General features: G+C 36.9%; 26 protein-coding genes. 9 read left to right on the forward strand and 17 right to left on the reverse strand.

All coding sequences use genetic code 11. The features are described from left to right. Positions 1–283, forward strand: a 283-nt coding sequence (locus BGO88_RS10525; RefSeq protein ID WP_286706852.1) for a hypothetical protein, incomplete at its 5' end; no start/stop codon positions are given. Between the two features lie 109 nt (positions 284–392). Here BGO88_RS10525 and BGO88_RS10530 read toward each other — a convergent pair. Continuing rightward, on the reverse strand, positions 393–1,646 hold the full coding sequence (locus BGO88_RS10530) for an ABC transporter permease (protein WP_286706853.1): 1,254 nt from the start codon (positions 1,644–1,646) through the stop codon (positions 393–395). Positions 1,647–1,652: 6 nt separating this feature from the next. On the opposite strand from BGO88_RS10530, the gene BGO88_RS10535 reads away from it, so the two are divergent. Both BGO88_RS10535 and BGO88_RS10540 read left to right on the forward strand, forming a co-directional pair. Next, positions 1,653–2,936 (forward strand): exo-beta-N-acetylmuramidase NamZ family protein, encoded by a 1,284-nt coding sequence (locus tag BGO88_RS10535; RefSeq protein WP_286706854.1) that lies wholly within the window; start codon positions 1,653–1,655, stop codon positions 2,934–2,936. Between the two features lie 82 nt (positions 2,937–3,018). Further along, complete coding sequence (locus BGO88_RS10540; RefSeq protein WP_143394973.1) at positions 3,019–3,243, forward strand: hypothetical protein; 225 nt, start codon at positions 3,019–3,021, stop codon at positions 3,241–3,243. A 9-nt stretch (positions 3,244–3,252) separates the two neighbouring features. Here the strand turns inward: BGO88_RS10540 and BGO88_RS10545 are convergent, their stop codons facing one another. Both BGO88_RS10545 and BGO88_RS10550 read right to left on the reverse strand, forming a co-directional pair. Beyond that, complete coding sequence (locus BGO88_RS10545) at positions 3,253–3,489, reverse strand: hypothetical protein (RefSeq protein ID WP_056072481.1); 237 nt, start codon at positions 3,487–3,489, stop codon at positions 3,253–3,255. Between the two features lie 13 nt (positions 3,490–3,502). Further along, positions 3,503–3,997, reverse strand: a complete 495-nt coding sequence (locus BGO88_RS10550; RefSeq protein ID WP_286706855.1) for a YkgJ family cysteine cluster protein — start codon at positions 3,995–3,997, stop codon at positions 3,503–3,505. A 63-nt stretch (positions 3,998–4,060) separates the two neighbouring features. Here BGO88_RS10550 and BGO88_RS10555 point away from each other — a divergent pair, with 63 nt between their 5' ends. Further along, positions 4,061–4,780, forward strand: coding sequence for a class I SAM-dependent methyltransferase (locus tag BGO88_RS10555; RefSeq protein ID WP_056072475.1), 720 nt, complete (start codon positions 4,061–4,063; stop codon positions 4,778–4,780). Here the strand turns inward: BGO88_RS10555 and BGO88_RS10560 are convergent. The 11 genes from BGO88_RS10560 to BGO88_RS10610 all read right to left on the reverse strand — a co-directional run bounded on the left by BGO88_RS10560 (position 4,777) and on the right by BGO88_RS10610 (position 13,468). Beyond that, positions 4,777–5,934: an aminotransferase class V-fold PLP-dependent enzyme gene (locus tag BGO88_RS10560; protein WP_286706856.1), complete on the reverse strand. Its 1,158-nt coding sequence runs from the start codon at positions 5,932–5,934 to the stop codon at positions 4,777–4,779. The two genes, BGO88_RS10555 and BGO88_RS10560, sit on opposite strands and share 4 nt — an antisense overlap. A 63-nt stretch (positions 5,935–5,997) precedes the next feature. Further along, positions 5,998–6,402 carry a DUF2059 domain-containing protein gene (locus tag BGO88_RS10565; RefSeq protein WP_101470652.1) on the reverse strand — a complete coding sequence of 135 codons (405 nt, stop codon included), beginning with the start codon at positions 6,400–6,402 and terminating at the stop codon, positions 5,998–6,000. 24 nt (positions 6,403–6,426) lie between these two features. Beyond that, positions 6,427–6,828: an energy transducer TonB gene (locus tag BGO88_RS10570; RefSeq protein ID WP_286706857.1), complete on the reverse strand. Its 402-nt coding sequence runs from the start codon at positions 6,826–6,828 to the stop codon at positions 6,427–6,429. 5 nt (positions 6,829–6,833) lie between these two features. Next, positions 6,834–7,466 carry a 7-carboxy-7-deazaguanine synthase QueE gene (locus BGO88_RS10575; protein ID WP_056072465.1) on the reverse strand — a complete coding sequence of 211 codons (633 nt, stop codon included), beginning with the start codon at positions 7,464–7,466 and terminating at the stop codon, positions 6,834–6,836. 144 nt (positions 7,467–7,610) lie between these two features. Continuing rightward, positions 7,611–9,314, reverse strand: a complete 1,704-nt coding sequence (locus BGO88_RS10580; protein WP_286706858.1) for a tetratricopeptide repeat protein — start codon at positions 9,312–9,314, stop codon at positions 7,611–7,613. 20 nt (positions 9,315–9,334) lie between these two features. Next, on the reverse strand, positions 9,335–10,252 hold the full coding sequence (locus BGO88_RS10585) for a PstS family phosphate ABC transporter substrate-binding protein (RefSeq protein ID WP_286706859.1): 918 nt from the start codon (positions 10,250–10,252) through the stop codon (positions 9,335–9,337). A gap of 13 nt (positions 10,253–10,265) precedes the next feature. Continuing rightward, positions 10,266–10,499: a hypothetical protein gene (locus BGO88_RS10590; RefSeq protein WP_056072456.1), complete on the reverse strand. Its 234-nt coding sequence runs from the start codon at positions 10,497–10,499 to the stop codon at positions 10,266–10,268. Then, the gene (locus BGO88_RS10595) at positions 10,499–11,317 is read right to left on the reverse strand and encodes an energy transducer TonB (protein WP_101470655.1); all 819 of its coding nucleotides are present in this window, start codon (positions 11,315–11,317) and stop codon (positions 10,499–10,501) included. The genes BGO88_RS10590 and BGO88_RS10595 overlap by 1 nt, the downstream gene beginning before the upstream one ends. Before the next feature lie 32 nt (positions 11,318–11,349). Beyond that, complete coding sequence (locus BGO88_RS10600) at positions 11,350–11,922, reverse strand: ExbD/TolR family protein (RefSeq protein WP_101470656.1); 573 nt, start codon at positions 11,920–11,922, stop codon at positions 11,350–11,352. Between the two features lie 22 nt (positions 11,923–11,944). Further along, entirely contained in the window at positions 11,945–12,559 is a 615-nt protein-coding gene (locus BGO88_RS10605) for an ExbD/TolR family protein (protein WP_101470657.1), read from the reverse strand. Positions 12,560–12,637: 78 nt separating this feature from the next. Then, positions 12,638–13,468 (reverse strand): MotA/TolQ/ExbB proton channel family protein, encoded by an 831-nt coding sequence (locus BGO88_RS10610; RefSeq protein ID WP_101470658.1) that lies wholly within the window; start codon positions 13,466–13,468, stop codon positions 12,638–12,640. 452 nt (positions 13,469–13,920) lie between these two features. On the opposite strand from BGO88_RS10610, the gene BGO88_RS10615 reads away from it, so the two are divergent. Genes BGO88_RS10615 through BGO88_RS10630 form a run of 4 tightly spaced genes read left to right on the forward strand, consistent with a single transcriptional unit; the run spans position 13,921 to position 17,485 of the window. Next, a complete protein-coding gene (locus BGO88_RS10615; RefSeq protein ID WP_286706860.1) occupies positions 13,921–15,444 on the forward strand; it encodes a helicase HerA-like domain-containing protein in 1,524 nt (507 codons plus the stop codon). Next, on the forward strand, positions 15,445–15,813 hold the full coding sequence (locus BGO88_RS10620; protein ID WP_056072438.1) for a DMT family protein: 369 nt from the start codon (positions 15,445–15,447) through the stop codon (positions 15,811–15,813). Continuing rightward, positions 15,813–16,175: a cupin domain-containing protein gene (locus BGO88_RS10625; RefSeq protein ID WP_056072435.1), complete on the forward strand. Its 363-nt coding sequence runs from the start codon at positions 15,813–15,815 to the stop codon at positions 16,173–16,175. The genes BGO88_RS10620 and BGO88_RS10625 overlap by 1 nt, the downstream gene beginning before the upstream one ends. Positions 16,176–16,216: 41 nt before the next feature. After that, positions 16,217–17,485 carry an NAD(P)/FAD-dependent oxidoreductase gene (locus tag BGO88_RS10630; RefSeq protein WP_056072432.1) on the forward strand — a complete coding sequence of 423 codons (1,269 nt, stop codon included), beginning with the start codon at positions 16,217–16,219 and terminating at the stop codon, positions 17,483–17,485. An 81-nt stretch (positions 17,486–17,566) separates the two neighbouring features. Here the strand turns inward: BGO88_RS10630 and BGO88_RS10635 are convergent, their stop codons facing one another. Continuing rightward, on the reverse strand, positions 17,567–18,916 hold the full coding sequence (locus tag BGO88_RS10635) for an FAD-dependent oxidoreductase (protein WP_056072429.1): 1,350 nt from the start codon (positions 18,914–18,916) through the stop codon (positions 17,567–17,569). 291 nt (positions 18,917–19,207) lie between these two features. Here BGO88_RS10635 and BGO88_RS10640 point away from each other — a divergent pair, with 291 nt between their 5' ends. Further along, positions 19,208–20,083, forward strand: a complete 876-nt coding sequence (locus tag BGO88_RS10640; protein ID WP_162239707.1) for a proprotein convertase P-domain-containing protein — start codon at positions 19,208–19,210, stop codon at positions 20,081–20,083. Between the two features lie 97 nt (positions 20,084–20,180). Here the strand turns inward: BGO88_RS10640 and BGO88_RS10645 are convergent, their stop codons facing one another. Then, complete coding sequence (locus tag BGO88_RS10645) at positions 20,181–21,581, reverse strand: serine hydrolase domain-containing protein (protein WP_353743402.1); 1,401 nt, start codon at positions 21,579–21,581, stop codon at positions 20,181–20,183. 184 nt (positions 21,582–21,765) lie between these two features. Beyond that, positions 21,766–22,335, reverse strand: coding sequence for a helix-turn-helix domain-containing protein (locus tag BGO88_RS10650; RefSeq protein ID WP_286706862.1), 570 nt, complete (start codon positions 22,333–22,335; stop codon positions 21,766–21,768). Position 22,336: the final 1 nt, after the last annotated feature.

The raw sequence follows: 22,336 nt of genomic DNA on the forward strand, positions 1-22,336 counted from the left end.
AAAAGTAAAAACCTTTTTTGAAACTCGCAAATTTATTTTTGGAAATTTTTATTCCTTTTTCAAACCTGCTTCCTGCCAGTATTTACCTATGAACTTCGCCTTTATTGCGGGTGCAAAAGTAGCACCTTTTTCCGCTTCCGCAAGCTTTATCGTAACTTTTTTTCAAACTTTTTTGCAAGGAGCTGGAAAACAGAAGCCTATAGTCGAACTTTTTTTGAGATTTTTGAGAACAAAATTCGACAAACCATCTAAAACAAGGGAAGCGGGCTGTAAAGTATATTAAATGACGGGTAAAACATCCTGAAAAAATGCCTGAAAAAAGCATTATTTAAGAACATAAGAGAGAAAATCTTTCAGAAATCTTCCAAAAGACACTTTCTTCTTATATAAACCTATTCAAAACGGATCGCTTTCACCGGAGAAATTTTCGTTATTATATAGGAAGGAATCAAAAGAACAGCCAGACAGATAATCAACGTCCCTACATTTAGCAATAAAATATACAGCCAATCCAAATGGGCAGGTGCGACATTCACATAATAACTGTCCGGATTTAGTTTTATAATACCGAATTGCTGCTGAATAATAATAAGACCTATTCCAATACCGTTGCCCCAAAGCAGACCACGGACAATTAAATAAAAGGCATTGTACAAAAATATCTTGCGTACTGACCAATTGTTTGCCCCTATTGCTTTGAGTATTCCGATCATCTGGGTTCTTTCCAATATAAGAACCAGCAATGCAACTACCATATTAATGGTCGCTACAATAATCATTATTACTATAATGACAATTATATTAAAGTCAAATAGCTGCAACCACTCAAATATATTATAGTACTTTTCAGAAATTGTCTGTGTATCGAGTGTTTTGGATGCGTCTTCTTTATTTTGGGTATTATCATAAACCTGCTGCCCTTTTTGCTCAATCTTATTAAAGTCGTCAATAAAAACTTCAAAGGCACCCACCTGATCCGGTTTCCATTTATTGATTCGTTGTAAATGACGAATGTCACCTATTATATAGGTAGCATCAAATTCCTGAAATCCGGAATTGTAAATCCCTGCTACTACAAATACTCTCAGGTTAGGCAGCTGATTACTGTTTTCTTTCATGAAAAAAGTATTGAACTTATCGCCTACTTTTAAATTGAGCCTGTCAGCAAGATATCTTGATATTAAAACATCCGGTGTCAATTTATGCATTACATCCGGCAATTTACCTTGAACAAGATATTCCTCCAGATTCTTCCATTGGTAATCTTTTCCTACTCCTTTATATATAATACCTTCAAAAGAAGTTTCTGTCCTGATGATTCCTGCTTTTGTAGCAACAGCCTGGATATGGTTGATTCCATCTACGCTTTTAAACTTCGGATAAAAATCCTGATGGGTAGAAATAGGACTGATGCTTACCTGGGATTGGTTATCGTCATAATTGGTAATAATGATATGTCCGTTAAAAGCCGCAACCTTTTCACGTATTTTTTGCTGCAATCCAATTCCTGTTGCCACAGACACGATCATCATGATCATACCTATTGCAATAGCGGCAATCGCAATTTTTATAATTGGTGCAGATATACTACTTTTATGATTTTTAGCAGCAATCAGTCTTTTGGCTATAAAATATTCTAAATTCAATTTTGTATGATATCAAATATGGTTTTCAAAAATACAGCTTTATTCTTGGTTTTGTCAATTCTTTCCTGCGGAAATTCATTTAACACAAAAGCAAGAAGTGAAAAACCAAAAGCTCAGGATACAATCAAAAGTTCCAAATCTTCTACTGCAATTGAAATAAAAACCGGTGCTGACGACTGGATGACTTATCTCCCCGTTTTAAAAAAACACAAGAACATTGGTATTGTTGCCAACCAAACCAGCATTGTTAATTATAATTCTAATGCAAAAAACAGAGACGAGCTTCGCACCGAACCTGCAACAAAATCTATGCACCTGGTCGATTGGCTGGTTGAAAACAAAATAAATGTAACCAAAATTTATGCTCCCGAACACGGATTTAGAGGCACAGCTGATGCAGGAGAATTAATAAAAGACGGAAAAGACACCAAAACCGGAATTCCAATAATTTCCCTTTATGGTGATAATAAAAAACCAAAGCCGGAACAATTGGCAGGGATAGACATTCTGGTTTTCGATCTTCAGGATGTGGGCGCCCGTTTTTATACCTATATCTCTTCCTTACATTATATAATGGAGGCTTGTGCCGAAAATAAAATAAAACTATTGATTTTAGACCGTCCAAATCCAAACGGCAATACCGTTGATGGCCCCGTACTCGAAAAAGAGAACTCGAGTTTTATAGGAATGCACACGATTCCGGTACTTCACGGCATGACTATAGGTGAATATGGAAAAATGATAAATGGTGAAAAATGGCTTAAAAATGGAATTCAATGCGAATTGAGCGTGGTTCCGTGTGTAAATTACACTAAGGATATGAGCTACTCGCTCCCAGTGAGGCCTTCTCCAAACTTACCAAACGACCAATCCATTAACCTGTATGCCAGCTTGTGCTTTTTTGAAGGCACGAATGTAAGCCTGGGAAGAGGAACAGAGAAGCAATTTCAGATATATGGTTCTCCTTTTCTTCCAAAGACCGACTTTAGTTTTATCCCTAAACCTAATTTAGGTTCAAAAGATCCGTTACATAATGGCAAAGTATGTTATGGTGAAGATTTGTCGAATGCTCCAAGAGTAAAAGGTATTGAACTAAAATGGCTTTTGAAAGCCTATGCTACTACAGCTGATAAATCGAAGTTTTTTATTCCTTTCTTTACGAAATTGGCCGGAACCAAAAAGCTACAGGAACAGATTGAGGCCGGAATGACAGAAGCCGATATCAAAAAAAGCTGGGAAAAAGGAATTGAAGATTTCAAAAAAATAAGAAAAAAATATGAAATTTATTGATTGGAATCTTCCTGAAAATATGTATTTTTAGGTGCGGCTATTTTTAACGGTCGCATTTAAATCTTAATAAAATAGCTATAAAATGAATACATCGCAACTACTTTTGGATTATATGGACAAACTGCAGGAATTTTTCGAATGGATTGATTCTTATGTAGACAAAGCCATTGAATTATTCCATAACGCAAAGGAATGGGTCGAAAAAATATTAGAATATATCAAAAGAGGGATCGATTATGTTGTTGACGCCATAGGTGGCCGATTTGACGAATCAATCGAACTTCCCGAAGATTATATCTTTGTCTAATAAACGGCCTTACTTTGTAAGGTCTTTTTTTTGCTTTCTGGCAATCCTGTTCGCACCTGATTTTGCAATAAACATCAAAAAGTAAAGTACTATCAAAACGATATATATCAGGGCTGTCATAATAACGGCCTCCATAATTTTATCGAAAAGACCTCTAACTACAACATCCTGGTTGACAAAAACCAATAAAACTGAAATAATGGCTGAAGCCAAAAAGATGTAAAATAAATTTCTTTTGTGTTTCATACAGCAATTGTTTTTACAAAGGCATTCTTTTTTTCATTTCTTCTACAATATTATAAGCAGCCGGACAAATTGCTACATTCTGCAATGTCAGGTTAGAAATCTGCTGGAATTTTTTTCTGTCCGTATGCGGATATTCTCTGCAAGCTTTGGGCCTGACGTCATAAATCATACAGTAATTTTCAGCATCCAGAAAAATGCACGGCACACTTTGAAGCACGTAATCATTCTCTTCATCAATCCGAAGATACTGATCGATGAATTGTTGTGGCTTCTGCCGAAAATGTTTGGAAATCCTCTCAATATCTGCAAGAGTAAAAAGCGGCCCGGTTGTTTTGCAACAATTGGCACATTTCAGGCAATCTGTTTTTTTAAATTCCTGATCGTGCAATTCCTGCATGATATAATCAATATTCTTCGGCACTTTCTTTTTAAGCTTATCGAAATACTTCTTGTTTTCGTTATGCTTATCTTTGGCCAGTTTTGGAAGATTTTTAATTACTTGTTCCAACTTCGTTTATTTGCGGACAAAGTTACACTTTCTTCCTTATCTTTTTAAACTATACTATAAATCATGAAAGACCTTTTTGGAAAAGCCATATTAGATTATCAGACAAACAACTCTCCGGAAAACCTGATTACTGAAACTTCAATTTCTGAAGCCGATGAAATGAGCGTTGCCTATTTGTTCCGAAATTATTCTACTATGCCAAAAATTGAAAAAAAAGCAATGAACCTGGCAAAGGGAAAAGTACTGGATGTAGGTTGTGGAGCCGGAAGTCATAGTTTATACCTTCGGGATATAAAAAAATTGGAGGTTCTTCCTATTGATATTTCTGCCAATGCAATTCAAGCCTGTCGATTAAGAGGCCTTGACAATGCAAAAGTTCAGGATGTGATGCAATTGGATTCCAATAATTCAGAAAACAAGTTTGACACCATACTGCTTCTGATGAATGGTACAGGAATTTGCGGCAGGTTAAATAATATGTCTGACTTTCTGCAACAGCTGAAATCTTTATTGACACCAACAGGACAAATTCTTATCGACTCTTCTGACATCATTTATATGTTTGACGAAGATGAAGACGGTGGAAAATGGATTCCGACTGAAAGAGACTATTATGGTGAAATTACTTTTACCGTCTATTATAAGAAGGAAGAAGAAAAACCTTTTGATTGGCTGTATGTTGACTATAATACATTACAAAACGCCGCACTTGCCAATGGTTTGCAATGCGAACTGGTTCTTGAAGGCGATCATTATGACTATCTCGCCAGGCTGACTCTTTAAGTTTTTACTAAATTGGTTGTTTCTATGATTTCTTGTAAGACTTCATAAAGCCTGTCTAAATCCTCCTGTGAATTATAGGCATTTATTGAATATCGTATATAAAAATCCCCATTTAGTGGCATAACCGGTATTTCGATTTGGTATTTTTCAAAAAGCAGTTCTTTTAGCTTTTGAGGTTCGTCTGTGCTGACCGGAATACTTGCCATTTGTCCTAAAAATTCTTTTGTAATAGGACATATTGGGGTTGTATTTAGCAAATCGCAAAAGCGCTGGTAGTTATTCAAAACTATTTCTTTGCAATTTTCTGCTACTTCGTTCCAATTATTTCTTTCGAGAAAATCAACAACTGCCGGCGTACATAAAAAAGAAGAGATATCTCTAGTGCCCTGGTATTCATGATAATCAAGAAATTGTGTCCCGGCTATTGTTTCGTTATCATAGCCCCAGCTCACCACCAACGGATCCAAATCGTCCTGAAATTCTTTTTTTACATACAAAAACGAACTCCCTTTTGGTGCCAGCATCCATTTGTGTAATGTTCCTGTATAAAAATCAGCATCGATCTCTTCAATATTTAAAGGAATATGCCCCGGAACATGTGCCCCATCAACAATAGTTATCAATCCCAATTCCTGGGCTTTCTTACAAATTTCCCTGACCGGAAAAATGAGCGCCGTTGCACTGGAAATCTGATTTATAAAAACAACTTTGGTATTGGAATTATAGCCTTCCCAAAAATCTTCCAATAGTTGTTCTTTTGAAACTATTGGCAGGGAAATAGATTGGCGTACATATTTTGCTCCTGTTTTTTTACAAAAATAAGCCCATGTTTTATCCATTGCCCCATATTCATGATTTGTAGCAAGGATTTCATCACCCGGCTGAAGGTTCAGACTTCTCATAACTGTATTAATGGCAACAGTTGGATTGGGTGTAAAAAAGAAATCTTCGGGTTGGCAGCCTATATATCCTGACAGTTTTTCTTTTGCTTTTTTCAAATATGTCTCCGCTTTTTTCTGGATGAAATAAACGGGTTCATTTTCCAATTCCAATTGGAGTCTTTGATATTCCTCAAATATCGGTTTGGGGCAGGCGCCAAAGGAACCGTGATTTAAAAAAGTGATGGATGGATCAAGTAGGAAAAGCTGTTTCATGGGTAAAAAAGGTATAAAAAAACCCAAATATAAATTTGGGTTTTGTATATAAAATATAATGTATTACTGCATGTATTTCATCATGATGCTTTGCAATTCTACACCCCAGGCCTGAGCCGCTTCCATAGTTTTTTCAGTCAGGACTCCTGCTTTGGAAGTTATTTTTTTTCCTAGTGGAGTTTCATAGAATTTAATCATTTCTTTAATCTCTGCATGTGTATATTCTTTCATATAAACATCAGCAACTTTATCAAAATAAGATGGCATTGTTGCATCAAAATCTTTTAAGAATGCTGCCTGTTTTGCTTCCGGAATCATTCCCAGGATTTGTTTTTTTGCCACATCAATCTGAGCAGATGCGCCTGTCATCTCAATTACTTTTTTTACATCATTTTTAAAAGCTGCATCTTGTGCAAACCCAATTTGAGTTGCTAATACAAATGCAAATGTTACTACTAACTTTTTCATTTTATTTGTTTTAATGGTTGTTATTTATCTGTGAGATGTAAATACGATTGGAATTTTCATCTCTACACTAATCGCTTTTCCATTTTTCATTGCCGGCTTCCACTTGGGTGACATTTTCAACACCCTTATGATTTCTTCTCCGGTTTCGATATCTGAAAATTGCAAAAGCTTGATTTTTTTTATACTCCCATCTGGTTCTACATTAAACGAAACCAGATTCTTATTTTCTGTTTTTGAATTCTGAGCTTTAAATTCTTTATTGAAAAAATTGAAAAACTCTTCCATGCCTCCTGGAAATTCGGGATATTGTGAAATTTCCGCTCCGTATATATCTTCCGTATCCATTAATAATTCCTGAGAACGGACATCAGATGATAAAAATAATAAAACTAAAAGAATAAATACTTGTTTTACCCAATTATCCATAACTCCTAAGGAATATTCAAATATTTATGCGTTTGAAGCGACACTCTCCATTTTGGATTATTCATTACATAGTCAACAATCAAAGGTGTCATTGCTTCTTTCTTGCTCCATTCCGGCTGTAGAAACAGTATGGCATCTTTATTAACCTTTTCTGCCTGTTCCTCTGCAAAGATAAAATCGTGTTTGTTGTGGACAATTACTTTTAATTCGCTTGCATTGTCATAGACTGTTTGGGTAGGGAGTTTATTTTTTTTGGGAGAAAGCGTAATCCAATCCCAGGTTCCGGAAAGCGGATAGGCTCCCGAAGTCTCAATATGTACTTTTAAATCTTTTTCTTTCAGTTTTTGTGTCAGCGGTCCCATATCCCAGGTCAGGGGTTCGCCACCTGTCACGACAACAGTATTTGCATATTTTTTTGCATTCTCTACTATTGCTTCAATTGCTGTTGGCGGGTGCAATTCTGCATTCCAGCTTTCTTTAACATCACACCAATGACATCCTACATCACATCCGCCAACACGTATAAAATAAGCTGCCGTTCCTGTGTGATATCCTTCGCCCTGAATGGTATAAAATTCTTCCATCAAAGGAAGCATTACCCCTTTTTCAACAGCGATTTGTAATTCTTTCTTCAACATCATCTTTAAAAATAGTCTGCAAAGATACGGATTTGATTTTGGATTGCAGTTTTTAAAAATAAGCCTTTAAACAAAAGTTTATGATAATTCCAAACAGGTATAAAAAAACCGGCATGTGTGCCGGTTTTTAAAACTATTGTTTTATTATTTTTTCAATACGTCAAGAGATTCTTTGATATATTGGCTGGTTGGATCTAACGCCAAAGCCTTTTCAAAATATTCTCTTGCTTTTACCTTATCAGATATTGCGTAGTGTGAACCAATATAAGAATAAGCTCCAATCAAACCTGATTTCACGTTTTCTTTGGCTAATTCTGCTTCGCCTTTCGCGTGTACTACTTCAATATATTTTTGGTACGCAGCAACAGCAGCTTCTTTAGCTTCCGGACCAAGAATAAATCTATTGATTTTTGCTTTGTTCAGATGTGCATCCTGAGTTGTTGGCGAACCAGCAACTACAGCTGCATAGGCTGTATCTGCTTTTTTAAGCAATTCCTGTACTTCCGGTTTGTTTCTTTCTGCATCGGTTTTCAAGTCGTTTGCCACATAAAACAAAACTGCGTTTCCAAGGTAGAAATTGTCAAGAAGCGCATTTTTAGAATTTGGTGCTTTTGTAGCCGCTTCAAAAACTTTAGTGGATTCCAGATATAGTTTTTGCTTGTATAATGACACTCCTAAATCACTAAATTCAGAACCAATAGCCGGATCAATGTCAGTTGCTTTTGTTAAGTCAGCCATTGCACTGTCAAACTGAGCTTTATCTGTGATAGCACCTTCTGCAGAAATTGCTTTACCTAATTTTGCTTTTGCCAGGAAAAGGTAATCTCTTGCACTGATTCTTTTTGGGTCAACTTTTGCCAGGAAGTCATTCAATGCTTTGATACTTTCATCATAGTTTTTGTTTTCATAAGCTGCATAACCTAAATATCTGTAGATTCTAGGGTTTACCTTATCCAACTGTTGCATTGCCTGCGCTTCTTTCTGCAAAGCTTCATAATCTTTAGCAAGAATCAGGAAGTCAGCATGACGCATTCTTGAGTCAAGAGAATAATCCGTAAGGCTCATGTATTTTTCATAATACTCTAATGCCTTTTTGATGTATTCTGCACGTTTTGATGTGTCGCTGGTACTCCAGAAATAATAGGTCTCGGCTAACTCACGGTAAACAGGACCATAGTTTGCATTTAATTTGATTACTTCGTTAAAAGCTGCTATTGCTTCCGGGAAAGCCTTGGCATTTTTTGTAATCACACCTAACTGCATTTTAGCACGCAATAATGAATTATCCAAATCATAGGCAGTTCTGTAGGAACTGTAGGCACTGTTAACATCAGCATCCCCAAATTGAGCATCACCCAGACTCAAGAAAGCCTGTGCATATTTAGAGTCAACAGCAATTGCTTTCTTTAAAGAAGTTATTGCTTTTTTATAATCATGCTTTTCAGAATTTATATAGGCTCTACCTATGTATAGAAATTCTTCCGCATCTTTCTTTTTCAAATTGGCGATTGCTTTATTGAAATTAGCTTCTGCTTCTGACACGTTTCCGTTATCCAAACTGATTTCTCCTAATCCGATATAATTGAAATTACCATTATCTTTGGCAACGATTCCTTTGTCAAAATAAATCTTTGCAGAATCTGCATTATCCAAAGCAAGGTAAACTTCTCCTAAATGAAAATAATTTTTCCCTTTATCAGGACTAGATGCGATTAGTGATTTAAGGATTGTTTTGGCTTTTTGATATTGTTCCGCGTCGATTGCTTTTTTGGCCTGCTCTAAATCCTGAGCAAAAACAGCAGTTCCGAAAAACAATAACGACAAACTGATAAACTTAATTTTTTTCATTTCTTCGTTCTTTATAATTTTTATTTATTTTCGATGTCTTTTCTAACTTTTACTTCCCGTAAAGCCAGCCTGACAGGAGCCAGTCCAGATTTTAAAACGATCCTCTGTCCTACGTCTCCTGCAACAAAAGTTGCAAAACCCATACCCAAACCAACAGAACCTTCATAATTTAACATATAGATTTTGCGCGTCAGAGGATATAATCCCTCTGCCAGATTGGTTTGACTAGGTTTGTAATAGGCTGATGAATTAGGTTCACTTTTAACATTTTTGACTGCCAAAACCTTAACATTGGTTGTGGAATTCAACATGTCCGGCATAGGCTGTGTCATCCAATTCACCCCAATAACACCAATATAGCCTTCATTTTCACTGATGTATTTGATAACATCATTATTTGATTTTAAAGCAAAGATATTTTTGCTGTCTACTTTAGTCACCGACGCTTTTCTGCTTAGAAAGTCAATAGTGCTTGAGTTGGCATTATCGAAAACCAGCCCCTTGATAGAAGCAACCGGTTTTCCATTCATAAAATCGATAACATTTTGCAAATCGATAACCGAATCTTTTGCTTTATTATTGGCAATGAGAGCAACACCGTCAATTGCAATTTGGGTTATTCTCGGAACAATGCCTTTATCTGTAAATCTTTTCTCTTCACTTTTTGACAAAACTCTCGACATCACTACCAGTTTTGTTGTATCATTTTTTAAAAGGTCAAGGATGGCTCCTTCTGTTTTGGGAACCAGATTTATCTTTTCTGTTCTTTCGCTATGAAAAACGGCAAGCTGGTCATCCATCATTGGCATGACGGTTTCATCAACATAAAACGTAGCCGCCTGATCTTCTTTTTTCTTCTTGTCTGCACAAGAATCAATAAAGAAAATTGTCATTATAAATCCAAAAGAATATAATAGAAATCTTAGATATTTTGGCATTTGTACAAATGTTTTATTGTTGGTCTTTTTTGATAAAACGTATAAATCTAAAAAAAGAATATACGATTAGCAGTAATCCGAAAGCTATTCTGTAGGGTTTAGGCATTTCGATTGGTATGTCTTTCCAAAAGATAATAGCCATACCCATGACAAAATACATCAAAAAAAACAGCATTCCTAAAATAAGAAGAAATCGCCCGAGGAGCGATTTCTGATCTTTATTGGTCCTGTACTTACTACCGTCCATTAATTCGATTTGATCACTAATTTGATCGGAAGGTTGTATGAAACACGCACTGCTTTACCATTTTGGATACCAGGCTTCCATTTTGGAGCTGATTTCAACATTCTGATTGCTTCCTTACCTGTTCCATAACCTAAGTCTCTTACAACTTTGATGTCTGTAAGGCTACCATCTTTTTCAACAACGAAGTTTACGATTACGTTACCGCTTACATCGTCATCTACTTCAGGGATTCTGTAATTCTTTTTTACATAAGCATAGAAACCTGCGATACCTCCAGGGAATTCCGGTAAAACTTGTACGGATGTATAAATTTTGTTCGGATCCTCCTCAATTACTTCAGCATCTACTTTGATTTCACTTTGTGTACCATCAAGAACTACTTCCCCACCTTCTTTTGCCTTTACTGTTTCAGAACCTGTTTTTTTAAGCTCTTCCACAACGGCAACTTCTTCTCTTACGACCTGTTTGTCTACAACAACCGGTGGTACGTATTTTTGAATGTCTACATTACTCTGAGTCTGTTTTTGAACAACCGGCTCAACAATAATCTCTTCCTTCTTTATTGGCTCCTGCACATTAACCAAAACCACCTGTTCGTCTAATACTTCCTCTTCTTTGGTCATATTTTCAGAAATGAATTTAGAAATGATTGGAATGCAAACCATGAACAAAAATATAACTGCACCAATAGCCAATGCCTTTAAGGTTCTCTTTCCGCTATTGGTACGTAATTCATACGCACCGTAGCTTTTGTTTCTGCCTTCAAAAACATTTTCAATCCAGCTTTGTTCGAATAAGTCTAATTTTGAATTTGACATATTTTAATGTTTTTAGATTTTAATGAATCAGACTAATAAATTTTATTGTCTTCCAAAAATTTAATGTCTGCATCTGTTATGTCAACAATCGCATATTTTTTCACTTTTGTAATAGCCATCTCATCCAGAATATCAACCAAATTTTTATAATTTGATTTCTTACTTGGTTTTATGATAATGGTAATACCACTTTTTTCAATATCAGCACCGTCTGCTTTGTTTTTTGCATCAACTGCTGCCTTTTTATTAAGGATCAAATCTCTTACTCCTGTTTTTCCATATCCGGTAGCAACCGGTCCGTCCAAAGGCGGTCCGTCAAATCTACCACTATACCAAACCAATTTATCGTTAGAACCTAACACTAATGTCAGGGTTCTCCAGGCTGGTGTTTCTGGCGGAACCGGATCATCTTTTTTAGGCTCATCCGGCATTGCCAAATTCATTGATTGAGGCTTCGACAACGTAGTTGTTAATATAAAGAAGGTAATCAATAAGAATGCCAAATCCACCATAGCCGTTAAGTCAACCGAAGGATTTGCTTTTTTACTTCTTACTTTGCCACCGCCTTTTTTACCACCGCCGTCGCCAGTATTTAATTCTGCCATTTCTTACGAATATATTATTTTATTAAAAATCATCACTTCTTAGACCAGTAACCAGGAAAAAGTTATTCTTATTTTGCTTTTGCAGAATATCTAAAACTTTTTTTACTGTTGGGTATTCTTCTTTAGCATCACCTTTTATAGCGATATCCAAATCTTTACCATCCATATCCTTAACTACTTCTCTTGCAGTTTTTACCCAGTCAGCTAATTGATTATTGAGCGAATCAAAAGGAATTCCAGGTTGCACCCCTTCTTTCATTCTTTGTTCGTTTTTCATATCAATCAACTGTTTCATCTGTCTGATATCAACTCCAAAACCGTCAATAAGTGCAAATTTCTTTTTATCTGTGTCTGAGAATTGGATATTGTATTTTTCTCCCATTCTTTTCAGAGTTTCCTCTCTGGTTGCTCTTCCGGTTACACCAAAAAACACTTTCTCTTTACCAATTGTTAAGGTAGCTAGATTTTCTTCCGGCAATTTAGTCTGAACCGTTGAGGCCGGGGTATCTACTGGCAAAGCTTCAGGGACTTTTGCTGTAGCTGTCATAATGAAAAAGGACAGAAGAAGGAATGCCATGTCACACATCGCAGTCATGTCAATTCTGGAACTTTTCTTTGACAATTTTATTTTAGCCATTGTTTTTACTTTTTTAATCAAAGCCGAGAAGGAGAAACTTCCTTTCCCATAGCTTTAATATTATGAAACTTATTTTAATTAGTCACGGTTTGTAGCTCTTCTGTAAGCCTGAGTGATAGTAAAACCAGCCTCATCAATAAAATAAGTCAATGTATCAATTTTAGAAGTAAAGTAGTTGTAAACCACAACCGCAAGAGCTGAAGTTGTAATACCTGTCAATGTGTTGATAAGCGCTTCAGAGATACCGTTTGCCAATTCTGCCTGGTCTGGAGTTCCAGAAGTTGCCAATCCGGCGAACGCTTTAATCATCCCCGATACCGTTCCCATCAATCCTAATAATGTACCTAAAGATACCAATGTAGAAAGGATAGTCAAGTTTTTCTCAAGCATTGGCATTTCTAATGAAGTAGCCTGCTCTATTTCTTTTTGGATTACTTCAGATGCTTTTTCAGTATCGAAGTTCTCTCTTTTAACTTCCTGGTATTTAATCAAACCTGCTTTTACTACGTTTGCAACAGAACCTTGTTGCTTATCACAAGCATCTAATGCACCTTGGATATCTCCAGATGAAATCTGACCTTGAACGCTTTTTACAAATTTTTCAACATCACCTTTTCCTGCCGCCTTAGAGATCACAAAAAATCTTTCGAATGAGAATACGATTGTCATTAATAGTAATCCCATCAATACAGGAACGATATATCCTCCTTTGTAAACCATTCCTAAGTAATCACCTTGTAATGGCTGTCCTGTGTTAACTCCTCCTTGGAAGTGAGAACCGTCTCCCATTATAAACTGCCATACTAGAAATCCAATTACAATACAAAATAAAATCGTCAATCCTGCAAATAAGTTAGAGCTTTTGCTTCCTCCATTGTTTTGAACCTTTGCGTTTGATGCCTGTGCCATTTTTTTTAATTTTAGTTTTTTAATTTTTAGAATTTAATTTTGGTAATAGATAAATTTATTTATCCCTAGATATTTTATAAGAACGACAAATTTATATTTTTAGTGGATAAAAAAAAATAAATTGCTGTTTTTTATTCCGTCTTAACTATATATTATTACAATCTTAACGAATAAATAATAAGAAATTTAAAATAATTAGTTTCAAAAAAAGAGATATTTCTCTGGTTTAAAACAACTTAAGTCAATTTTATCAAAAAAACAGCCTGTTTCAGCCCTAACAAACTCTGTTTTATAGCGTTGAATTATAACTTCATAATGATAATTTTATTACACTCCCTAATATTAAAATTATATGCCAATTATTTAAGGTATATTTTGTAGCAATAAATAAAAACAATCCTAAATTTGTAAATATTTGTTCATTTCTATTCATCCTAAACATTTTTTTGCTCATGGCTTCCAAAGAAGACTTCATCAGTCATATTAACACGGGTTATGCTACAAAAGGAGAAAGCATCACGTTGGGTGGCGCTATTTTTAACGGAGAAGCACTCCCGGATGCACACATTAAAATCCCTTTAAAAACCTTAAACCGCCACGGTCTTATTGCCGGAGCAACGGGAACAGGAAAAACAAAAACGATACAGGTCTTTTCTGAACAGCTTTCATTATTAGGCATACCGGTTCTGATGATGGACATCAAAGGAGATTTTAGCGGTATAGCCAAACCAGGCGTTGAACAGCCATTTATTACAGAACGTCATTCCAAAATAAATATTCCTTATCAGGTATCGGGATTTCCGGTGGAATTGCTGACACTGTCCAAACAAAATGGAGTTCGCTTGCGTGCCACCGTTTCGGAATTCGGACCGGTATTGTTTTCAAGAATATTAGATCTTAACGATACACAGGCTGGGGTCGTTGCCGTAATCTTTAAGTATTGTGACGACAACCAGATGCCATTGCTTGACCTGAAAGACATTAAAAAGGTAATCAATTATATTACTGAAGAGGGCAAAGCCGAAATTGAAGAGCATTACGGCAAGATTTCCACTTCAACTACCGGTACTATTCTTAGAAAAATAATTGAGCTGGAGCAACAAGGTGCCGATATTTTCTTTGGTGAAGTATCATTTGATGTCAATGACCTGATGCGGATTGACGAAAACGGGAAAGGGTATGTAAACATTATCCGCCTGACCGATATTCAGGACAAGCCAAAACTTTTCTCTACTTTTATGTTGAGTCTTCTGGCAGAAATCTACAATGTGATGCCGGAACAGGGCGATTCCGGACAACCGGAACTGGTTATTTTCATTGACGAGGCGCATTTAATTTTCAATCAGGCCAGCAAGGCTCTGCTTGACCAGATTGAAACCATCGTGAAACTGATTCGTTCCAAAGGGATTGGGATTTACTTTGTTACCCAGAATCCTATGGATGTTCCAAGTTCTGTTTTGGCGCAGTTGGGATTAAAAATCCAGCATGCTTTAAGGGCTTTTACTGCCAATGACAGAAAGGCTATTAAGATGACCTCTGAAAACTATCCTATTTCAGAATATTATAAGACCGATGAATTATTGACTTCACTGGGAACGGGTGAGGCCTTGGTAACCGCATTAAATGAAAAGGGAATTCCAACGCCGTTGGCTGCCACTATGATGCGGGCACCTATGAGCCGTATGGATGTTTTGACTGATGCCGAGATTGGGGAAATCAACAACAGTTCCAAGTTAACCCGGAAGTATAATGAAGTTATTGACAGGGAAAGCGCTTATGAGATGCTGACCAAAAAAATACAGGAAAGCCAACAGCAAGCTGCCGAAACCGCCCAAAAAGAGCAAGAGGCAAAACAAGAAAAGGAAGCCGCAAACGAACCGATGAGTCAAACGACGAAAAGTATTATTAAGGTAGTCACTAGCGCTACTTTTATAAGAGGCTTTTTTGGGGTGCTCACTAAAATATTTAAAAAATAAATGAAAAGCTTTATCACGATAGGACTGTTGGTGCTATCTAATATTTTTATGACCCTGGCCTGGTATGGTCATTTAAAATTTAAGGAATTGAAATGGTTCGAGAATGCCGGATTAATAACTATTGTTTTGATAAGCTGGGGGCTGGCTCTTTTCGAATATTGCTTTCAGGTTCCTGCCAACAAAATAGGTTTTAACGGAAATGGCGGTCCATTTTCTTTAATGCAGCTCAAGGTGATCCAGGAAGTCATCACTTTAGTGATTTTTGTAATTTTCTCACTGCTGTTTTTCAAGAACGAGACTTTCAGATGGAATCATGCCGTAGGTTTTGTATTCCTTATTCTGGCGGTTTACTTTATATTTAAGAAATAATGAAAAAATACACCCTGCAAAAAAGCCCTTTTGTTGTCCCTACAAACGACGGCAAACTAATCGAAGAGCATTTCGGGAATGCCACCAATAACAATTCAGATGTTTCTATTGCGCATATGGTTGCGCCTCCAAAATGGAGCGAACCATTTCAGGTTCCCGAATTTGATGAGTATACCTATATTATAAGAGGTAAAAAGCAGTTTATTATTGAAGGCGAAACTCTAATTTTGGAAGCAGGACAATCGATTAAGATTGAAAAAAATGCCAGAGTACAGTATTCCAATCCGTTTGACGAACCTTGCGAATACCTGTCGGTCTGCCTGCCTGCTTTTTCTTTAGAAAAAGTTAATAGAGAAGACTAACCCTTTTAAATTTGGTAACTTTACATACAAATGAAACCTGTATGGAAACCCAAAAAAGAATCATTATTGTAGGAGCCGGATTTGCAGGACTTACCCTTGCTGAAGACCTCGAAAATACCGGCTACGAAGTATACTTAATTGACCGTAATAATTATCACCAATTCCAGCCGCTATTATATCAGGTGGCTACAGCAAGGCTTGAACCGGCAAGTATTTCTTTTCCGCTTCGAAAAGTTTTCCAACGTTCCAAAAACGTAAAAATCAGAATTGCAGATGTTTTGTCTGTTGAGGCGGATAAAAAATGCCTGAAAACTTCTATCGGAGATTTTTCTTATGATTATCTGGTACTGGCTTATGGCTGCCGAACCAATTATTTTGGGAACAAGGATTTGGAACATTGTGCCTTTCCTATGAAATCGGTTCCGGAAGCAATTCAGCTTAGAAACCGCATACTTCAGACATTTGAAGATGCCGTCATTACAAAAAGTCCGGAAGAACTGCAATACATACTCAATTTTGTAATTGTAGGCGGAGGGCCAACCGGAGTAGAATTAGCCGGAGCTTTGGCAGAGATGAAGAAGAATATTTTGCCTAAGGATTATCCGGATAAGGATTTTTCAAAACTTACGGTGTATTTACTGGAAGGTTCTCCTAATGTCTTAAATGCCATGAGCGACGATTCTAAAAAAGCATCCCGGAAATACTTGGAGCAGCTTGGGGTTATCGTTAAAACCGGCACTGTGGTTGAAAATTATGACGGGCGAACCGTCCGATTGAAAAATGGAGAAACAATAGAAGCCAAAAATGTTATCTGGGCGGCAGGCGTAACCGGCAATCAAATTGAAGGTATTCCGGAAACCGCCATTACACGAGGCAACCGACTTATTGTTAACCGTTTTAATGAAATAGAAAACCTAAAAGATGTTTTTGCTATTGGAGACATTGCCTATATGACTACTCCCAAATATGTAAATGGTCATCCGCAATTGGCAGCAGTAGCAAACGAACAGGCAAAAGTTCTGGCTAAAAACTTTAAGCTTCTGGCAAAAAACAAGCCTTTAAAAGAATACGAATATCACGATAAAGGTTCAATGGCCACGATTGGAAAAAGGAAAGCGGTGGTTGACCTGCCAAGTTTTAGCTTTCAGGGACGATTTGCATGGTTTACCTGGATGTTTGTACACTTAATGCTCATTCTGAGTGTAAAAAACAAACTTACCATTTTTGTGAATTGGGCTTTTAGCTATTTCAGCAATGACTCAACACTAAGGGTACTCATCAAGCCGGTTACTAAAAAAGTAGATAATTAGGAGTAAAATGTATTTATAAAAAAACAGGGATTAAATCGTAATGATTAATCCCTGTTTTTTATTGGTACGTTGATTACGTATTTATTTGGTTTTTCTGTTTAGCAGTTCCAAAATTCTTTCTTCTACTTCAGGACTGTCCCATTTTGCTTCGATATTGTCCATTTTCAAAACTTCTTCCATAAGCTGATTTTGAAAATCACCTACTTCCAAAGCCTGAGAATAGGGATCCAGACTAAAAGTGACCCTGCTGTATAATGGCAACCATTTGTCAGGATATTTGTCTGAAAATCTTTTTTCTATTTTTTTCTGAAGCAGGAATTTTTCGTCAGCCGTTTTAGAACTCATTTCCATGAAATTTCTATAGGACAATTCAGCTATTGCATCAGCATTTGGTTTTCTGCTTTGTTCATATTCTTTGAAAATACGTTCCCAATCGTTTCCGAATTGCTCCATAAAGTCATTCAACACGGTTATATCTTCAAAACCTGCATTCATCCCCTGTCCGTAAAATGGTACGATAGCATGACAGGCATCTCCAATCAGCGCTACCTTGTCCCCATAAGTCCACGGATAGCATTTCATAGTTACCAAAGTACTGGTTGGGTTTTTGAAAAAGTCTTCGGCCAGATTTGGAATAACGTCAACGGTGTCCGGCAGGTTTTTTTCAAAAAAGCTTTCCACCTTTTCCCTGTCCGTGAGCGATGCAAAAGAGTTCTCGCCTTCAAATGGCATGAAAAGCGTACAGGTAAAACTTCCATCCAGATTAGGGAGTGCAATAAGCATATAATCTCCCCGCGGCCAAATGTGAAATGAGTTTTTATCCAGCCTGTGCGTCCCATCAGGATTTGGCGGTATGTTTAATTCTTTATATCCAGTTTGCAGAAATTCCTGGGAATAATCAAACATGCTTTGTCGTTGCATTCTATGGCGGATTCTGGAAAAAGCACCATCAGCACCAAAAACAACATCATATTTTACGGCTTCCCATTCGCCTCTTTCTGTTTCTCCAATATGCAGTGTGGCATCTGCCAGTGTAACGTCCCAGATTTTCTTTTCAAAGAAAAATTTTGTTCCCACTTCTTCAGCCAAATCAATCATTTTTCTGTTGAGGGTTCCTCTTGAAATGGAATAAATACTTTCACCTTCCTTGCCATAGGGCTGAAAATTGAGCTTATCCTTTAAATGAATTGCTCTTTTATCCATTGGGATAGAAATTGCCCGTACTGCATCTCCTACTCCAACTCCATCAAGAGCTTTCCATCCCCTGTGTGACATGGCTAGATTTATCGAACGTCCGGAAAATTGAATTTTTCTAATATCGGGGCTGCGGTCATATACATGAACAGAATGACCTGCTTTTCTAAGGTATATTGCCAAAAGCGAACCCACAAGACCAGAGCCTACAATTGCAATATTTAAGGGATTTTGCATTAAGTGTAGAATGTAATTAAAGATTTCAAATTTAAGGAAATAACATCATAATTATATAAAAACAAGTATTTATTTACAATCGTTAAACAAAATAAGGTAAAAATGCAAAATTTAAATATTTAATTCACTTAATTAGTTAATTTACAATAAATTAATTTACCTTTGCCTTAATTTCCTGAAATAAATATTTAAATACAGAAAATACCACTATCTGTTCCAAATAAAATTTCCCCTATGAATTACAGAACCAATGCTGTAATGAGTTTTATTATTAATTTAAATATTGTATCTATGAAAACAAAACTACTTTTTTTCTTTTTGATGTCTTGCGGACTAGCTTCTGCCCAGACTTATTCTTTTAATACGGTAACGCCTATTCCTGATGGTGCTGGCACAAGCTGTGCTTCGGGCGCAACTAGTATTGGCAACGTAGTAACGACTATCAATGTCCCTCTTACGCCTGCCATTACCGACCCTACAAAGGTTACAATCAACCTGGACCTGGTTCATACTTGGCTGGGAGATGTTGTTGCCAAATTAGGAACTCCAAGTGGTGCGTCCTGCGCTCTGATTAAAAGGATGGGAGCCACATCTGACACCAGTTGCGGCGATAGTTCGGATTTTGCATCTGGCAATATCCTGAGCTTTAATGCGGCCAATACGACAACCATTAATGTTGCCACTCCTGGCTCAACCCAGAGTATCCCTGCAGGTTCCTATGCTCCAACAGCCGGCGCATCTACGTTTCCTACAGACATTCCCTTATGCAACCTGAGCACCTTCTTAAATGGTGTGGTAGTAAACGGCAACTGGACAATGACTTTATATGACAATGGTGAAGAAGATACAGGAAGCCTGAACTCATGGCAGATTATTTTCAGCACCGGTTTTGATTTGGACACTCAGGATTTCCTTTTCACTAAAAGAATTTCTGTATTAGGAAATCCGTTTACTGAAAATTTAAACCTAAAACTGAATGAGCCAGGCGATACTGTATTGCGTATTTATTCTATTGACGGTAGAGAAGTTTTCACTAAATCCTATGCAGCTAATGATGTTTCTCAAAATATTAATATCGATTCTTCATCATGGCAGCAAGGGATTTATCTTTTAGTTCCTGAAGTTGAAGGACGCAAACTTAATGCAATCAAACTGGCAAAAAAATAATCCCCCCGTTTTTCCCAAAAATAAAAATCCTATAGCAATTTATGCTGCAGGATTTTTATTTTTGACTTCTGTATCTTCGGATTCGGCTGACCATTTTTTACTTTGTCTCAATATCTATAATCTTTTCTCCATATTTACCGAGATAGTGTTTTACTAAGACCTCATAAAGATTGCAACCAACATCGGAATTGGTAAAAATCAGCAACGCCTGTTTTGTTTTGGGCAGGATGAATGCCATTGTCCTAACCCCTAAATCAGCACCGCCATGTGCCAGGGCATATTCTCCATTTTCCAAATCATAAATTTCAAAACCCAATCCAAAGTGTTTGCTCCTTTCGCTTGCCGTTTGCGGAGTTACCATTTCATTAAAAACCGATTCTTTCACTAATTCGCCATTCATTACACCTGCCAGAAATTTACCGTAATCTTCAACAGTCGTCAGTAAATCATCTGCGGCATTGGGCGAATTGTGTTTTCCAATCGCATAGGGTTTTAGTTCCTTATCATAACCTAAGGCATATCTTGATTCGTCCGTATTTTTATTCCAAACATAACTCGTTTCATCCATTTTCAAAGGTTGGAAAATCAATTCAGATGCCAGCTGTTGCAGGCTTTTATGGAACTTATTTTCTAAAGCTCTACGCAAATATTCAAATCCCTCGCCGGAATATTGGTAACCGTTTCCGGGTTCAAACAGAAAACTTAGTTTTTTATCCGCATTCATCCATCGCCAATTCGGGAATCCGGTTTGATGGCTTAGGACATGCCGGGTTGTGATTTTTTTACTTCTCGGGTCTTTGGTTATATCCGGGTCTGTCCAATAATTGTAAATGGGCTTATCTAAATCCCATTTCCCTAAACTGACCAATTTTAGCGCTACCATTGCGGTTACAGGCTTGGTTAGTGATGCTACGTTAAAAATGGTATTATAAGGCGCCGGAACTCCGGGTTTGATTTCTCCAAAAACCTTTAGCTGTTGCAGCTCCCCGTTTTTGATTATCCCGAGACCTAATACAGGCACTTTGTTATTTTTTAGCCATTCTTCAACAGCTATATCATCATCAAATACCGGGGCGGCTGCTGATTCCAATTGTTTTGTAACGTGTTCATAGCTGTAGGATTTTACGAGTTTCCATTCACCATTTTCCAAAAGCCAGAGGTGGCTGAATCGGGCCGAGCTACCAATTTTTTCAGGCTGCCCGGTTTCTTTTTCAAAAAACTGATGTATTCCTGTCTGTAGTGCACCATATAATTTTCCTCCATTTGCCTTTTCATAAAGCGCATAAATTTCTGTACTACCCGGAAGCAACTCTCTCCGCGCCTGATAATTTTTCGGATTGCGGCACAAACCGCCTTTAAAGTCTTTTAGAAATTTCTTTTTATCAGATATGCCATCAATGTCATGAAAGAATTCTAATTTTTCACTCATCAGGTTTTCAAATTGCGAAACATCGCAGGTATTAAATCCTATGTTGAACAGCAGACTGTCTTTTGACATAATAGTTTTATATAACTCACTTGTCTTTTCAACCTGCGCCTTTCCTTGCAAAAGGGCAAAGAGTAAAAAGAATGTAAAATAGCCAGATTTATTCATTGCCGTAATTTTTCGCAAAGGTTGGGCATTATCGTTTTATATACCTAAAAATCAACCCGACAAAAACCCGACAATGTACCTGACAAGGTTATATTATATTGAATTTCAACCGATAGTACAGCTTCTTTTTCTTATCTATTTCTGCCACATTACGCAGTATGATAAATACATTTGACAGCACAATTGCAATCATTAGTACCAAAGTGAATTTCCTTCCGAGTTTCAGAAATATGCCAAGCATAAAAACGACAGGCGCTAAAATAGTCCAAAGAATCTGGACGGAAACGATTTCTTTGATAAGCTGGTTTTTCTGTTTTAAAACGGCTGCCAGAATTAAAGGAGCAACACAATTCAAAGGAGGAAGCACCACAAAAAGCAGGGAAGAAAGATTTATTAATTTGATTTTGGAGTAGTCAATAGCAGGTTCCTGAGAACTGATTATTTTTTCGCTTTCGACTGCTGTTTCAGTTTTTATGCTTTTATCCGATAAATCACTTTCGCGCACATCTAAAACTTTTGCCAGCGTTTTGAGCGTATAACCTTTTGGTTGTGTTCCGGCTTCAATACGTTGTATGGTCCTGACAGAAATTCCCGATTTTTCAGAAAGTTCTTCCTGGGTTAGGTTTTGCTGTTCCCGTAGGAGTTTTAGGTTTGGCATA

The organism is Flavobacterium sp. 38-13 (genome assembly GCF_001899155.1).
Classification (GTDB): Bacteria; Bacteroidota; Bacteroidia; order Flavobacteriales; family Flavobacteriaceae; genus Flavobacterium; species Flavobacterium lindanitolerans.